11 protein-coding genes and 1 rRNA gene are annotated in these 15,047 nt (G+C 61.7%); 4 read left to right on the forward strand and 8 right to left on the reverse strand.

Features of this window, described 5'->3' with window-relative positions; translation table 11 throughout:
* Nucleotides 1–43 precede the first annotated feature (43 nt).
* The 4 genes from BN1123_RS11670 to ovoA all read left to right on the forward strand — a co-directional run bounded on the left by BN1123_RS11670 (nucleotide 44) and on the right by ovoA (nucleotide 5,058).
* The gene (locus tag BN1123_RS11670; RefSeq protein ID WP_042027166.1) at nucleotides 44–1,171 is read left to right on the forward strand and encodes an S-(hydroxymethyl)glutathione dehydrogenase/class III alcohol dehydrogenase; all 1,128 of its coding nucleotides are present in this window, start codon (nucleotides 44–46) and stop codon (nucleotides 1,169–1,171) included.
* A 48-nt stretch (nucleotides 1,172–1,219) separates the two neighbouring features.
* Nucleotides 1,220–2,074: an S-formylglutathione hydrolase gene (fghA, locus tag BN1123_RS11675; RefSeq protein WP_042027167.1), complete on the forward strand. Its 855-nt coding sequence runs from the start codon at nucleotides 1,220–1,222 to the stop codon at nucleotides 2,072–2,074.
* Nucleotides 2,075–2,176: 102 nt separating this feature from the next.
* Complete coding sequence (locus BN1123_RS11680; protein ID WP_042027168.1) at nucleotides 2,177–2,656, forward strand: DinB family protein; 480 nt, start codon at nucleotides 2,177–2,179, stop codon at nucleotides 2,654–2,656.
* 251 nt (nucleotides 2,657–2,907) lie between these two features.
* A complete protein-coding gene (gene ovoA / locus BN1123_RS11685; protein ID WP_042027169.1) occupies nucleotides 2,908–5,058 on the forward strand; it encodes a 5-histidylcysteine sulfoxide synthase in 2,151 nt (716 codons plus the stop codon).
* 62 nt (nucleotides 5,059–5,120) lie between these two features.
* Here the strand turns inward: ovoA and BN1123_RS11690 are convergent, their stop codons facing one another.
* From BN1123_RS11690 to rrf, 8 genes are all read right to left on the reverse strand, one after another.
* The gene (locus tag BN1123_RS11690; RefSeq protein WP_042027171.1) at nucleotides 5,121–6,098 is read right to left on the reverse strand and encodes a bile acid:sodium symporter family protein; all 978 of its coding nucleotides are present in this window, start codon (nucleotides 6,096–6,098) and stop codon (nucleotides 5,121–5,123) included.
* 211 nt (nucleotides 6,099–6,309) lie between these two features.
* On the reverse strand, nucleotides 6,310–7,746 hold the full coding sequence (locus BN1123_RS11695; RefSeq protein WP_042027182.1) for an amino acid permease: 1,437 nt from the start codon (nucleotides 7,744–7,746) through the stop codon (nucleotides 6,310–6,312).
* Between the two features lie 171 nt (nucleotides 7,747–7,917).
* On the reverse strand, nucleotides 7,918–8,256 hold the full coding sequence (locus tag BN1123_RS11700; RefSeq protein WP_042027174.1) for a tRNA-binding protein: 339 nt from the start codon (nucleotides 8,254–8,256) through the stop codon (nucleotides 7,918–7,920).
* A gap of 103 nt (nucleotides 8,257–8,359) precedes the next feature.
* A complete protein-coding gene (locus tag BN1123_RS11705; RefSeq protein ID WP_042027175.1) occupies nucleotides 8,360–9,805 on the reverse strand; it encodes an amino acid permease in 1,446 nt (481 codons plus the stop codon).
* A 106-nt stretch (nucleotides 9,806–9,911) separates the two neighbouring features.
* A complete protein-coding gene (locus tag BN1123_RS11710; RefSeq protein ID WP_042027176.1) occupies nucleotides 9,912–10,367 on the reverse strand; it encodes a beta-galactosidase subunit beta in 456 nt (151 codons plus the stop codon).
* Nucleotides 10,364–13,438 (reverse strand): beta-galactosidase subunit alpha, encoded by a 3,075-nt coding sequence (gene ebgA / locus BN1123_RS11715; protein ID WP_042027177.1) that lies wholly within the window; start codon nucleotides 13,436–13,438, stop codon nucleotides 10,364–10,366. Before ebgA ends, BN1123_RS11710 begins: the two co-directional genes overlap by 4 nt.
* Nucleotides 13,439–13,755: 317 nt before the next feature.
* Nucleotides 13,756–14,721, reverse strand: a complete 966-nt coding sequence (gene ebgR / locus BN1123_RS11720) for a transcriptional regulator EbgR (protein WP_042027179.1) — start codon at nucleotides 14,719–14,721, stop codon at nucleotides 13,756–13,758.
* Between the two features lie 166 nt (nucleotides 14,722–14,887).
* Nucleotides 14,888–15,002 (reverse strand): 5S ribosomal RNA (gene rrf, locus BN1123_RS11725).
* Nucleotides 15,003–15,047: the final 45 nt, after the last annotated feature.

Raw genomic sequence — 15,047 nt, forward strand, 5'->3', positions numbered from 1 at the left:
AACCCAATTCCGTTCACCCTGCTCAACCATAAGGACATCATTCATGGCACAGGTTCAAAGCATCAAATGTAAGGCCGCCATCGCCTGGGGCCCGGGCCAGCCCCTCTCCATCGAAGAAGTCGAGGTCATGCCGCCCCAGGCTGGCGAGGTACGAGTGCGCATCGTCGCCACCGGCGTCTGCCACACTGACGCCTTCACCCTCTCAGGTGAGGATCCGGAAGGGGTCTTCCCCTGCATTCTCGGTCACGAGGGGGGCGGCATCGTCGAGTCGGTCGGCGAGGGCGTCACCAGCGTCAAGGTGGGGGATCACGTGATCCCGCTCTACACCCCCGAGTGCGGCGAGTGCAAGTTCTGCAAATCCGGCAAAACCAACCTGTGCCAGAAGATCCGCGCCACCCAGGGCAAGGGGCTGATGCCGGACGGCACCACCCGCTTCTCCAAGGATGGCCAGCCCATCTATCACTACATGGGCACCTCCACCTTCAGCGAATATACGGTCCTGCCCGAGATCTCCATCGCCAAGGTGGACCCGGCCGCCCCGCTGGAAGAGGTCTGCCTGCTCGGCTGCGGCGTCACCACCGGCATCGGCGCCGTGATGAACACCGCCAAGGTCAAGGAAGGTGAGAGCGTCGCCATCTTCGGGCTGGGCGGCATCGGCCTCTCCGCGGTGATCGGCGCTCGCCTGGCCAAGGCCGGCCGCATCATCGCCATCGACATCAACGAGAGCAAATTCGAGCTGGCCCGCAAGCTGGGGGCCACCGACTGCATCAACCCGAACGACTTCGACAAGCCGATTCAGGAGGTGATCGTCGAGATGACCGACGGCGGCGTCGACTTCTCGTTCGAGTGCATCGGCAACGTCAAGGTGATGCGCGCGGCGCTGGAGTGCTGCCACAAGGGCTGGGGCGAATCCGTCATCATCGGCGTGGCCGGTGCGGGCCAGGAGATCAGCACCCGTCCGTTCCAGCTGGTCACCGGCCGGGTCTGGCGCGGCAGCGCCTTCGGCGGAGTGCGCGGTCGCAGCGAGCTGCCGAGCTACGTGCAGCGCTACATGCAGGGTGAATTCAAGCTGGACGACTTCATCACCCACACTATGCCGCTTGAGCAGATCAACGAGGCGTTCGATCTGATGCACGAAGGCAAGAGCATCCGCACCGTCATCCACTACTGAGCATGATCGCCCCGCCCGCCACTGCGGGCGGGGTGCAGGAGTACCTCGATGAATCTGGACATTATCAGCAGCAACAAGAGCTTCGATGGCTGGCACAAGCGCTACCGCCACAGCTCCACCGTGCTCGGCTGCGACATGCAGTTTGCCATCTACCTGCCACCCCAGGCCCTCACCGGCCAGAAGGTGCCCGTGCTCTACTGGCTCTCCGGCCTCACCTGCACCGATGAAAACTTCATGCAGAAGGCGGGCGCCCAGCGCATCGCCGCCGAGCTCGGCATCGCCCTGGTGGCGCCGGACACCAGTCCTCGCGGCGAAGGGGTAGCGGACGATCCCGGTTATGACCTTGGCATGGGTGCCGGTTTCTACGTCAACGCCAGCCAGACCCCCTGGCGCGATCACTACCAGATGTACGACTACGTCACCCGCGAGCTGCCCGAAATCATCGAGACCCACTTCCCGGTCTCGACGAAACGCGCCATCAGCGGCCACTCCATGGGGGGCCACGGGGCGCTTATCGCCGCCCTGCGCGAGCCTGGCCGCTACCGCTCTGTATCGGCCTTCAGCCCCATCAGTCATCCGAGCCGATGCCCCTGGGGCCAGAAGGCACTCGGCGCCTACCTCGGCAACAACCCCCTGCTGTGGCAGGAGTGGGATACCTGCCTGCTGCTGCGCAATGAGCCGGTCAAGCCACTGCCGACCCGGGTCGATGTCGGGCTGGACGATCCCTTCCTGGCCGAGCAGCTGCATATCGATGCCCTAGCCGATGCCGCCGCCGGCAAGGGGTGGCCGCTGGAGCTCAACCGCCACCCCGGCTACGACCACAGCTACTACTTCGTGGCGAGCTTTATCGAGGCGCACCTGCGCTTCCATGCCCGCCATCTGGGTGAGCCGGCCCAGGAGTGACGACTCGCCATTAGACACATACCCAGTGGCCGCCGTGATTCGGCGGCCCTGATACACAAGGAACGAGAAACAAGGATACCTCTCTTCACTACCCTGCTGGCCATGCCGGATCAATTTGAGCAACTGCTGGCACAAGTTCCAGCCGACCATCTGGACTGGGAGCCGGCCAACTGGGCCGGCATCCCCTCCGAGCGCTTCAGCGCCCGGGGGCACCTCTGCCACCTGCTGGACATCGAAACCCTGGGCTATCAGGTGCGCTTTCGCCGCACTTTGGAGGAGAGCCTGCCTGCGCTTGCCTCCCTCGATGGCTATCAACTGGCGCAGGACAACCAGTACCGGCAGCAGGATCCCGCCGTGCAACTGGCACGCTTTCGCAGCGCCCGCAGCGAGACGGTCGACTGGCTTAAGGCCCTGCCCTCCCCGGCCTGGCAGCGGCGCGCCCGCTATGGCGGTTATGGCGAGGTAACCCTGGATGGCCTGGTACGTCTGCTCGTCAGCCACGACCATCAGCATCTCGCCGGCATGCAGTGGCTGCTGATGCGCCTGAATGCGGATCTGCGTCTCGCAATCCCGCTCGCCTAAGGCTGCAGACCCCGACAGCCCAACATGACAAAAGGCCCCTGCGGGGCCTTTTGTCATCTGTCATCACGCCGGGCAACTGCCCTGCCGACTCACGGCGCCGGAACGCGCGAGGCTGACGACCCGTGCAAGTTTTTGGTTGCTGCGCCGGTCTGTTGAGCCAATAGTGATACTTTGTGCCCACAGAGCTCGCCAGCGCGGTAATGGATTTACCACCGCCTTGTCAGTCTTCACTGCCAACAAGGAGTCAAAGCGTGACCCAAGCCAGCCCCCTGTTTTCCACCGATGTCTGTCTGCCCGCGCCAACCCGTACTCCGCTGCTGACCGGCAGCGATCCCGAGCACAAGCGCCGCGAGCTGCTCGCCTACTTCTGCCAGACCTTCGATCTCTACGACTCCCTGTTCGACTACCTGGCCGACGAGCGCGCCTGGTTCAACAAGGCGATCCCCCTGCGCCACCCGCTCATCTTCTACTACGGCCACACCGCCGCCTTCTTCATCAACAAGCTGCTGGCGGCCCGTCTCATCGAGAGCAGGCTCGACGCCCGCATCGAGGCCATGGTCGCCATCGGAGTGGACGAGATGAGCTGGGACGATCTCGACGAGACCCACTACGACTGGCCTGCTATCGGCGAGCTGCGCACCTATCGCGCCCGCGTGCGGGCCCTGGTGGTCAACTTTATCGAGAAGATGCCGCTCGAACTGCCCATCGACTGGCAGAGCCCGGCCTGGGTCATCCTGATGGGGATAGAGCACGAGCGCATCCACCTCGAGACCTCCAGCGTGCTGATCCGCCAGCTGCCGCTGGCCTGGGTGCGACCCCGGCCCCACTGGCCGGTCTGCGCCGAGGCGCGCCATCGCCGTAACGAGGTGCCCGCCAACAGCCTGCTGCCGGTGGCTGGCGGCCGGGTGAAACTCGGCAAGCAAGATGCCACCTACGGCTGGGACAACGAATATGGCGAGCGCCACATCGAGCTGGCCCCCTTCCAGGCCAGCCGCATGCTGGTGAGCAACGCCGAATATTTCGACTTCGTGCAGGCGGGTGGCTATGACACACAAACCTGGTGGGATGAGGAGGGTTGGGGCTGGTGCCAGTATGCCAGGGCCCGCATGCCCACCTTCTGGGTCGGCGACCCGGCCAACCCCGGCCAACTGCAACTGCGGCTGATGGCGGAACAGGTTGCCATGCCCTGGGACTGGCCGGTGGAGGTCAACCAGCTGGAGGCCGCCGCCTTCTGCCGCTGGAAAGCGGCTCAGACCGGGCTGCCCGTCCAGCTACCGAGCGAGGCGGAGTGGATGTTGCTGCGCGAGCGGGTGCCTGGGGATCAGCCGGACTGGGTGGAGGCCCCCGGCAATATCAATCTCGCCCGCTTCGCCTCCTCCTGTCCGGTGGATGCCTGCCCGCAGGGCAACTTTTTCGATCTGGTGGGCAACGTCTGGCAGTGGACCGGCACCGCCATCGACGGCTTCGAGGGGTTCAAGGTGCACCCACTCTACGACGACTTCTCCACCCCCACCTTCGATGGCAAACACACCCTGATCAAGGGCGGCAGCTGGATCAGCACCGGCAACGAGGCGCTCAAGTCCTCCCGCTACGCCTTCCGCCGCCACTTCTTCCAGCATGCGGGCTTCCGCTATCTGGTCTCCCGTTATCAGGAACCCGTCATTGTGAACCCTTACGAAACCGACACCCTCGTCGCGCAATACCTCGACTTCCAGTACGGGCCGACCCGCTTCGGGGTAGCCAACTACGCCAAGACTCTGGCCGATCTGGCCAGTGAGCTATGCAGCAACCACCAGCGGGCACTGGATATCGGCTGCGCCACCGGCCGCGCCAGCTTCGAGCTGGCCCGCCACTTCCAGCATGTAGACGGGGTGGACTACTCGGCCCGCTTCATCGACGTGGCACTGGCGCTGGCCAGCCAGGACAGCTTCCGCTACGCCATGCCGCTGGAGGGGGATCTGGTGGAGTATTGCGAGGCGCGGCTATCCAGCCACGATCTGGGCCGCGAGCAGGTGGAACGTATCCACTTCAGCCAGGGGGATGCCTGCAACCTCAAGCCCAAATATGACCACTACGATCTGGTGCTCGCCTCCAACCTCATCGACCGGCTGCGGGAACCCGCCCGCTTCCTGCGGGACATTGCTCCCAGGCTGCGCAGCGGCGGCCTGCTGGTGCTCACCAGCCCCTACACCTGGCTGACGGAGTACACCCCCAAGGCCAACTGGCTCGGCGGCATCCGCGAAAACGGCGAGGCGCTCACCACCTATCAGGCGCTGCAGCGGCTGTTGACGGCGGAGTTCGAGGAGCATATTGCGCCGCGAGAGGTGCCCTTCGTCATCCGCGAGACCGCCCGCAAGCACCAGCACACGGTGGCCCAGCTCACCGTGTGGCGCAAACGCTGACGCGGCAGCAAACGAAAAGGGAGGCCCACTGGCCTCCCTCTCTTTTGCACTGCCAGAACGGCTTATCCCGCCTGATGTGAGACCCGGGACTCGGCGCCCTGCTCGTGGTAGCGACGGGCCAGCACGGCACAGACCATCAGCTGGATCTGGTGGAAGATCATCAGCGGCAGCACCATAATCCCGACGCTGGCAGCCGGGAACATGACGTTGGCCATGGGCACCCCGTTAGCCAGGCTCTTCTTGGAACCGCAGAATACGATGGTGATCTCGTCCGCCCTGTTGAAGCCGAGGCGGCGGCTGATCCAGACGTTCCAGCCCAGCACCAGCGCCAGCAGCACACAGCTCAGCAACACTATGCTGGCCAGATCGTACCAACCTACTTTATGCCAAATCCCCTGCACCACCGCCTCGCTGAAGGCCACATAAACCACCAGCAGGATGGAGCTCTGATCCAGCTTGCCGATGAGCGGCCTGTGGCTGTCGACCCAGCGACCGATGATCGGGCGCGACAGGTGGCCCACCACGAACGGCAGCATCAACTGCACCATGATGGCCTGGATCGAGTGCCAGGTGTCGATCCCCTCCCCCTGAACCTGGATCATCAGCCCCACCAGCACGGGGGAGAGGAAGATGCCAAGGATGCTGGAGGCCGAGGCGCTGCACACCGCCGCTGCCACATTGCCCCCCGCCATGGAGGTGAAGGCGATGGCCGACTGCACAGTCGCGGGCAGGGTGCAAAGGTAAAGGAAGCCGAGGTAGATGGCCGGGCTCAGCCATTGGGGTACCAGCGGAGTGAGCAGCAGCCCCAGCAGCGGGAACAGCAGGAAGGTGCTGAGCATCACCACCAGGTGCAGCCGCCAGTGGCCCAGCCCCGCCAGCAGGTTCTGGCGCGACAGCTTGGCGCCATGCATGAAGAAGAGCAGCGCTACCGCCAGCTTGGTCAGCCAGCCAAACCAGACGGCCACCTGCCCCTCGCAGGGGAAGAAGGAGGCTAGGGCGACCACCAGGATCAGCACAGAGGTAAAGGGATCCAGACGCACGAGCGGTCTCCGGTGAAAGCAGATCCCGTCCCCGCGCAGGGCCGGTGATCGGGGACGACAGGAAACACAACAGGAGCTGTGGCACAGCTCCTGTTGAAACGGATCCCCAGCTTACCCCGATAAGCGGGAGGCGCAAAGTTGAGCGACGCCCCTTTATCTGCCGGAAATTAAGCAAGCCCGGCTGGCCACCGGATCCGGCCAGCCCGATGCTTCAACTCTGCTTGGCCAGCTTGCCGCCGGCAGTGCCGGCCGCCAGTTTGCTCGCCTGGCGCTTCTCGAAGCGGGAGATCCACCAGTAGGCCAGCGCCGAGAAGACAGCAGTCATGAAGACGTTGATGAAGAAGGCGCGCACCAGATCCACCCCGGTCGGGAAGGCGGAGGCACTCATGCTCACCACGAAGATGGCGATCAGCACCGACACCACGCCCATGCCGAACTTGCGCGATCCCATGCGGAACTCGCGGGGAGTGTCGTCATGTTTCCAGCGGAACACGAAGTAGGCCACCATGATGAAAATCGGCGGCAACATGGCAGTCCCTGCAGTGAGATTGATGGCGGTGTTCATCATCTGCTGCACCGACTCTGAACCGAAACCGTTGACCACCAGCATCGCGAACACGAAGACAAACTGCCACCAGGCGGCGCGCACCGGCACCCCGTGCTGGTTGAGCTCGGTGGTCTTCTCGCCATAGACCCCCTTGGGGATCTCGGAGAAGTGGATCTTCACCGGGGCCGAGGTCCACATCATCATGGAACCGAACATGGCGATGAACAGCACGACACCGACGAAGCGGCCCACCAGGGTCTCGGAGATCTGGAAGTACTGGGCCATGCCGGTGAAGATCTCCACCATGCCGCCGGCATAGGTGAGGCTCTCGCGCGGCACGAACACGTTCACCAAAAGGGAACCGAGGGCATACATGGCACCGATCACGATACCTGCGCTGATGATCACCTTGATGAAAGACTTCTGGCCGCCCTTCACGTCATTGAGGTAGGCCGCCGCCGTCTCGGCGCCACCGGCCGCCTGGAAGATCCAGCACATGATACCGAGGGTTGCCCAGTTGACGGTGGGGGTCATGGCCTCCAGGGTGATGGGCTGGGCCGGCACATGGTCACCGCCGAGCGCCATCAGGGCCCCCAGCACATAGATGGCGAACAGGGCAAACACGCCGTAGGCTACCAGCTCGGCAATCTTGCCCAGCCAGCTCGCCCCCTTGGTGGAGATGTGGGTCGCCGCTGCGAACAGGACGATGGAGATGATCGAAGTGACCATGGGTGAGAAGTTGTACTCATACCCCAGCATGGCGTAGGAGGCGTAGGCGATGACGTTGGGCAACAGGGAGACGAACCAGAACAGGTTCACGAACCAGTAGAGAAACGAGCCCAGATAGGCCATCCGGGTGCCGAGCGGCTTTTTCAACCAGTCATACATCCCCGACTCGGAGTTTTTGTTGGCCGAGACGAACTCGGCGATGATGAAAACAAAAGGGATGAAGTAGACGATGGTCGCCAGCAGGAAGATGGGCGCGGAGCTCAGCCCCAACTCGATGTTGTTGTTGACGATGTTGCGCACGTTGAACACGGCGGCAAAGGTCATCGACAACAGGGCAAACTTGCCTATGGTACCGCGTACGGATTCAGACATGATGTCCTCCAATGGAATCGCGCCTCCTCTGTGAGGCGCTGATGACTCTGAATGTGTTCGGCAAGGGTCTGTCGGCCCCGCCCTTTACTCTCTTGTTATGGTCAAACTGGCCGTCTGTGGCGGCCTTGCGGCAAGCCGGCGCGCAGTGGTCGCGCCGGCGCCGTCAATCACTCATACAATCGGGGTACCCGGCGCCATCGGCACCCGGGGCTGCAGCAGCACGCTCTGGCTCTCGTCCGGGGTCTCGGCGCAGAGCAGCATGCACTCGGAGCGCTCTCCGCGCATCTTGGTAGGTTTGAGATTGGTCAGCACCACCACCTGGCTGCCCAGCAGCTCAGCTTCGCTGTAGTAGGGCACCAGGCTGGTGACGGTCTGCAGGGGGCGCTCGCCACCCACATCGATCTGGACGATATAGAGCTTGTCGGCGCCTGGGTGGCGCACCACCTCCAGCACCTTGCCCACCTTCATCTCGACTCGCTTGAATTCGGCAAACTCGATCACATCGCTCATTGTGCTCTTCCTTTTCTTGTTGGGTTTAACGGGGTACGGGTGGCCATCGGCCACCCGCTTTGCTTGTGTTGGCCCCTCGGGCCTGTCTGTTCAGGGACGCGGCTCATGACGCCTGGAGCGACACCTGCGCGGCCGGCTGGGCCTCTTTGGCGCGCGCTTCATCACTCAGGGAGGCTTCGTATTTGTTGTATTTCCACCAGGCGAAGCCGAGGAAAATCACAATCCCGCCCACGTTGTAGAAGATGATGGTCATGATGTCGGCGCCGGTCGGGAAGGTGGAGGCCAGGAAGCCCACCGCAAAGATGGCGATCAGCACCGAGACCACGGCGATGCCGGTGGTGCGTGAGCCCATCTTGAAGTCCCGCGGCAGGTGATCCAGCTTCAGGCGCAGATTCAGGTAGGCCAGCATGATGAACAGGGGCGGCAGCATGGAGGCGGCGGCGGTCATATTGATCACGGTATTCATCAGATCCTGCGCGGTGTTGGAGCCCAGGGTCGGCACCACCATCAACGGCAGCACGATCAGGTACTGGATCCAGGCCGCACGAGCCGGCACGCCGTTCTCGTTCAGCTCGACCGTCTTCTTGCCGAAGATGCCGGCCGGGATCTCGGAGAAGAAGATCTTCACCGGAGTGGCAGTCCACATCAGCAGGGAGCCGAACATGGCGGTGAAGGAGACCAGACCCACGAAACGGTTCACCAGGATTTCAGGCAGACCGAAGTAGTAGGCCAGCCCCTCGAACACCTGCACCGAGCCGCCGGTGTATTTCAGGGTATCGCTCGGGACAAACACGTTGATCAGCAGGGAGGCGATGGAGTAGAGCACGCCGATGAAGATGCCGGCGACGATGATCACCTTCACGAAGGATTTGGAGCCGCCCTTGACGTCGTTGACGTAGACCGCCACCGACTCGGCGCCACCGGCCGCCATAAAGATCCAGGTGGTAATACCCAGGAAGGCCCAGCTGAAATCGGGAACCATGGCTTCCACCGTGATGGAGTCGGCCGGCTGCACGCCGCCGATCAGGGCCGCGCCCGCCAGCAGAATGTAGGAGAGTGTCAGCAGCAGCATCAGGGACGAGGTCACCGAGGTGATGGGGCCCAGCATTTTGGCGCCGTTGGTAGAGACATAGGTGGCAAAGGCGAACAGGATCATGCTCAGGCCCGTGGTGGCCAGCGGAGTGAGGATGTACTCGTAACCCAGGAAGGCGTAAGAGGCGTAGGCGATGACCCGCGGCAGCAAGGATGTGAAGAAGAAGAGGTTCACGAACCAGTAGGTGTAGGCGGAGATGAAGGCCCAGCGACCGCCGAGGGAACTCTTCACCCAGGCATAAACCCCCGCTTCGGAGTTCTTATTCAGTGACACAAATTCCGCAATGATCAGGCAAAACGGAATGAAGTAAAAAATGGTGGCCAGAAAGAACATCGGGGCTGACGCCAGACCGATCTCGATGTTGTTGTTGATGACGTTGTTGAAACTGAATACCGCCGCAAAGGTGAGCGACAGCAAACCGAACTTGCCTATCGTATTCCGTTTGGAATCAGACATGGTGCATCTCCAGACCTGTAGTAGTTGTCTGCGAAAGAGCGGGGCCTGAGCTGTAGGGTGAGCCCCGCGCCTTCCGGCTTTTTATCAGTACAAAATCAGCGGCTTGTTATTTGTTTTTGAAGTAGCCGCCTTCGACGGTGACCTTGATGATCACCTTGCGCACCGGCGCGTCGCCTGCGAAGCGATAGGCCTCATCGTTCTCGAAGATCACCACCTGGCCGTTGCCCACCTTCTGGCGCTCGCGCACCTCGCCGGCCAGCCACTCGCGGTCTGTGGTGTCGTCGTAAGCCTGTTCGACCCGCAGCTCATTCTTGGCAGCCCACTCCACCGTCTCTTCCCCTTCCAGGTAGTAGTGGACGTCGAAGTAACGACGTTGCCCCTCGAACAATGAGGTGGCCGGGCTGGCCCCCTCCTGCAAGCGGTAGGTGAGGGAGTCACCGATGGAGTGACAGATCCCCGGCTTGAGGTTGCCAACGTTGTTGATGGCCTCCACGCAGCGGCCCCACTTCTTGCCCTCCCGGTAGATGTTTTTGAACAGGGTCAGGTTGTCCAGGGTGATCATGCGAGGTTCCTCCCGCCGTTGATGGTGAGATCGAGCCCGGCCAGCGCAGCCGGATTGAGGTTGCCACGGGCGATGGGCAGCAGGGTCAGGCCGAAGCTGAACGGCTCGAAACGTACCCGCCAGGAGTCCAGCACCTCGGAGCCCCAGGAGTTGGAGCCGAGCCCCAGCACTTTGTGATCCAGATTGAGGGTGAGATAACCACTCGGCTCCAGCTCGTTGATGTGCTGCGCCGCGTGGATGTGCTCCCAGCTGTAGGGCCAGACGCTCAGGTTGATGGGGGCATCGGGCCGCACGTAGAGACCGGCGCCGTGACGGTTGGTCAGGGTTGCCCAGCGCACCTGCTGACGGTTGCCGTTGTCCTGCGGGAAGGGGTAGTGCTCCCACATCTCGCCCACCGTGCTCTGGAAGCAGTCGATCCAGTTGCTCTGGCGGCTGTCCAGATAGTTCTCGCCCGGACCCATACCGTAGTAGTGCACCCGATCGAGATCCTGGCGAATACCCAGCTCGAAACCGATCTTTGGAATGATGTCGTCATAGCTGCCGTAGGGCTGGCCAGAGAGGGCCACGTGCAGCTGGCCGTTCTGGCTCAGGGTGTAGACGTAGCGGCAACGCATACCGAAGTCGAACACCGGCGGGGCGATCAGGCTTTCCACCGTCACCTCCACCGCCTCACCGAGCTGGCGCCAGCTCAGAGTACGGAAGTGCTCCTGCATGATCTGCAGGTGGTTCGGGTGCCACAGGCTCTCGTACTCCTGCTTGTGGTTGTCGATCATCGGCTTGAAGAAGGTGAGGCGCGGCGCCCGCTCGATGAGCTCGATGCCATCCTGCTGCCAGCTCACCAGCTTGCCGTCGAGGCGCGAGAAGCGCAGGGCAAAGCCGCTACCGCTCAAGGTCAGCGCGAGCCGCTCGTCGGCGATCTGCAACGGTGTGGCGTTGGGATTGGCAAAGGGTTGCAGCTGACGGGTCGACTCTTTGAGCTGGAACTGGTACTGGCCCAGCTCGTGCTCCGCCGCGCTGTAGCGGGTCGCGCTGGCCTTGATGATCCGCAGCTGGACGAAAGTTTCCCGCCCATCGAGGGTCGGCAGCGCCAGTTGCAACTCTGCGGTGGCGCCGGGGGCAATACCCTCCACCCGCAGTTGCTGGCTCGCCAGCAGTTCGCCTTCCGCCTTCACCTCGACCAGCAGGCGGATGTCGTCCAGGTTGGAGAACCAGTAGCGGTTTTCCAGCTCAAGCCGGCCGCTCGCCAGATCCAGAGCACGCACCTTGACCGGGCAGAGCACCTGCTTGTATTCGCGCAGGCCAGGACCCGGAGTCTGATCCGGGTAGATGAGGCCATCCATGCAGAAGTTGTAGTTGTTGGGATAGTCGCCGTAGTCGCCGCCGTACTTGTAGACGGGGCGTCCCTGCTCGTCCTGATCCAGGATGCCGTGATCGCACCACTCCCAGATGTAATGGCCCTGAATATGGGGATGGTGGTCGAACACCTGCTGATATTCGCTGAGGCCACCCGGGCCGTTGCCCATGGCGTGGGCGTATTCGCAGAGGATGCGCGGCTTGGTCATAGGGAACTCGCCGAAGCAGTTCATCTGGGAGACGCGGGAGTACATGGTGCTCACCACATCCACCACCTCGGCATCGCGATCCTCTTCGTAGTGCACCAGACGGGTCGGGTCGATCGCCTTGCAGCGCCGGTACATGGCCCTGATGTTGCAGCCGTAGCCGGACTCGTTGCCCAGCGACCAGATGATGATGGAGGGGTGGTTCTTCTGGGCATGAACGTGGCGTTCGATGCGATCCACGAACACCGGCTCCCAGAAGGGATCGTCGGTGATGCGGCTGAGGTCGCCGACGTTGGCAAAGCCGTGAGTCTCCACGTCAGTCTCCGCCATCACGAACAGACCGTACTGGTCGCACAGCTCGTAGAAGCGCGGGTCGTTCGGGTAGTGGGCGGTGCGCACCGAGTTGAGGTTGTGCTGCTTCATCAGCACGATGTCACGCTCCACCCGGTCCATGCCGACGGCGCGGCTCTTGAGGTGGTCGTTGTCGTGACGGTTCACCCCGTGCAGCTTGAGATAGCGGCCGTTGACGTAGAAGAGGCCGTCCTTGACCTTGATCTCGCGCACCCCGACCCGCTGCGGGATCACCTCCAGCAGCTCGCCCTGACCGCTGTAGAGGGAGAGCATCAACTGATAGAGGTAGGGATCCTCGGCGCTCCACAGATGGGGGTTGGCCAGATCCAGCGTGAAGCGGCAATCACACTTGCCGTCGATGGCGAGATGGTCGAGAGAGCCGCTGGCGATCTCGCTGCCCTGATCCAGCAGCGACCAGACCAGACGGTGATCTCGGGCCGACTCGCCCAGGTTTTCGAGCTGGATATCGCAGCTCAGGGTAGCGCTCTGGTTGTCGTCAGCCAGCGCGGTCTGGATGAAGAAGTCCTGCACATGGACCGCCGGTTTGCCCACCAGGTAGACGTCGCGGAAGATCCCCGCCATCCACCACATGTCCTGATCTTCGATGTAAGTGGAGTCGGCCCACTGCATCACCCGCACCGAGAGCAGGTTCTCGCCGGTTTTGGCATAGGCGCTGATGTCGAATTCAGCGGTGAGGCGGCTCCCCTTGCTGAAGCCAACGTAGTGGCCGTTTACATAGACCTCGAAGTAGGTCTCCACCCCGTCAAACTTGATGATCACCTGCTCGCCGTCCCAGGCCGGGCTCAGCACGAAGCTGCGCTGATAGGCGCCGGTGGGGTTGTTGGTCGGCACGAAGGGCACGTCGATGGGGAAGGGAAAACCTTCGTCGGTGTACTGCAGCTGGCCATGCCCTTCCATCTGCCACATGTTGGGCACGGTGATCTGGCCCCACTCGCTCATGAGGCTGTGATAGAAGGCCTCCGGCACCTGCAGGGGGTGGTCGAAGTAGTGGAACTGCCACTGGCCGCTCAGGCTCAGAAAACGGCGGCTCAGCTCGCGCTGCATGGTGGCCGCCAGCGCGTGGTCGGAATAAGAGAAGAAGTAGGCGCGCGGGGCCAGCCTGTTTTCACCAACGAAGTGGACGTTTTCCCAGTTATTCACATGTCCTCCCGGAACAAGACAACATAGACTGGGTAAACTTTAGATAAACATTTACTAAATATCAGTTTGAGATCGGTAAAGTTTTAACCCGATCACACAGAAGAGTCTGTTTTGTGAGCGAGATCAGATGTGGCGGAGAAAGGATGAACTAGTCCATCCGAATGGCATGGATGTTGATATGAAAATCAAGGGAATGAACTATATCTCTATAAAACAGAGATATGAATCATCCTTAAATGGAGAAAGATCTGAAGGGATCGATGTTGTCGCGCCATAAGGGTATGACGCGACTAAAACAAAAATATATTTTACTAAAATTAGCGTGTTGTACCACGCAGGGTCAACCGGCTCGGCACCAACACCCGCAATGGAATATCCCGCTCGTCACGCAGCCGCTCAACCAGCAGGTTGACCCCCTGGGACCCCATCAGCTCGGAGTGAATGCGCACCGTGGAGAGGGGTGGGAAGGTGAACTTGGCGGTCGGGATATCGTTGACGCTGATAAGCTCGATCTGCTGGGGAATGGCCAACCCCTTCTCGTGAATGGCCCGCAACACGCCGATGGCAATGGAGTCGGAGGCGACGAACAGCGCTTTGGGCCAATCCCCGGCCAGCATCTCCTTCGCCAGCCGATAGCCGGAGGCACTGGAGAAATCCCCACGATGGAGATCGCCCTCTTGCACGACCCCCAACCGCTGACCGTAATCGAGAAAGGCGAGCTCGCGCAGATCCGGGCTATCGTCCTGGCCCCCGATATAGCCGATGCGCTTGTGCCCCTGCGCGATGAAGTAGTCAACGACCTGCTGGCTGATCAGGGCCAGATCCACGTCGACCGAGTCAAACTCCCCCTGGGAGCGACAATCGATGAAGACCAACTGGCTTGAGCACTGCTGCAACTGAGCCAGGCGCTCGGGAGTGAGACTTCCCACTACAAGGATGCCATCTACAGCGGTCAGATCGCGTCCTTCAGCACAGTTGTAGAGATGGGTCAGCTCGATGTTGAGGCGGGCACTCTGGGTCTCGATACCATAACGGATGGCGAGATAGTAAGGGTCATTGACCTCGGTACTCTGGGGATAGGCATAGACCACCAGGAAGTGCAGCTTGCTCTTGTGGACGCCCTTGCGGGCGCTGCTGGTCTTGTACTCCAGCCGCTCGGCAATCTCGAAGATCCGCTGCTTGGTCTCTTCCTTGACGCTCAGGCTGGGATCCTCGTTCAATACCCGGGATACCGTGGCGAGAGAGACTCCCGCCTCCTGTGCAATTTCCTTCAACGTGGCCATCAATACCTCTCTGGCAGCATCAACTGTTAATCGACAACGGCTAAAGAGTAACGAGCAATTCCTTGATAGCCCAGCATTTTTACTAAAATGTCGGTGGCGGATTGTGATTTTTGCGAGCCGGAAATGCAAAAAGGCCTCCCGATTGGGAGGCCTCTTCTGAATAGGTGCCTGGCAGTGTCCTACTCTCGCATGGCGAATGCCACACTACCATCGGCGCTACCGCGTTTCACTTCTGAGTTCGGCATGGGATCAGGTGGTTCCACGGCGCTATGGCCGCCAGGCAAAATCTTTTAAAACTAACTTGAAAATGGTGCTGATACCCAGAA

The sequence above is a fragment of the Aeromonas enteropelogenes genome (assembly GCF_000819845.1).
Classification (GTDB): Bacteria; Pseudomonadota; Gammaproteobacteria; order Enterobacterales; family Aeromonadaceae; genus Aeromonas; species Aeromonas enteropelogenes.

What these genes read in the sequence shown, in the direction of transcription:
- BN1123_RS11695 (WP_042027182.1), bottom strand. Translation starts at nt 7,746, where the DNA reads ATGTCTGAATCCGTACGCGGTACCATAGGCAAGTTTGCCCTGTTGTCG.
- BN1123_RS11710 (WP_042027176.1), bottom strand. Translation starts at nt 10,367, where the DNA reads ATGATCACCCTGGACAACCTGACCCTGTTCAAAAACATCTACCGGGAG.
- fghA (WP_042027167.1), top strand. Translation starts at nt 1,220, where the DNA reads ATGAATCTGGACATTATCAGCAGCAACAAGAGCTTCGATGGCTGGCAC.
- BN1123_RS11705 (WP_042027175.1), bottom strand. Translation starts at nt 9,805, where the DNA reads ATGTCTGATTCCAAACGGAATACGATAGGCAAGTTCGGTTTGCTGTCG.
- BN1123_RS11670 (WP_042027166.1), top strand. Translation starts at nt 44, where the DNA reads ATGGCACAGGTTCAAAGCATCAAATGTAAGGCCGCCATCGCCTGGGGC.
- BN1123_RS11680 (WP_042027168.1), top strand. Translation starts at nt 2,177, where the DNA reads ATGCCGGATCAATTTGAGCAACTGCTGGCACAAGTTCCAGCCGACCAT.
- ebgR (WP_042027179.1), bottom strand. Translation starts at nt 14,721, where the DNA reads ATGGCCACGTTGAAGGAAATTGCACAGGAGGCGGGAGTCTCTCTCGCC.
- BN1123_RS11700 (WP_042027174.1), bottom strand. Translation starts at nt 8,256, where the DNA reads ATGAGCGATGTGATCGAGTTTGCCGAATTCAAGCGAGTCGAGATGAAG.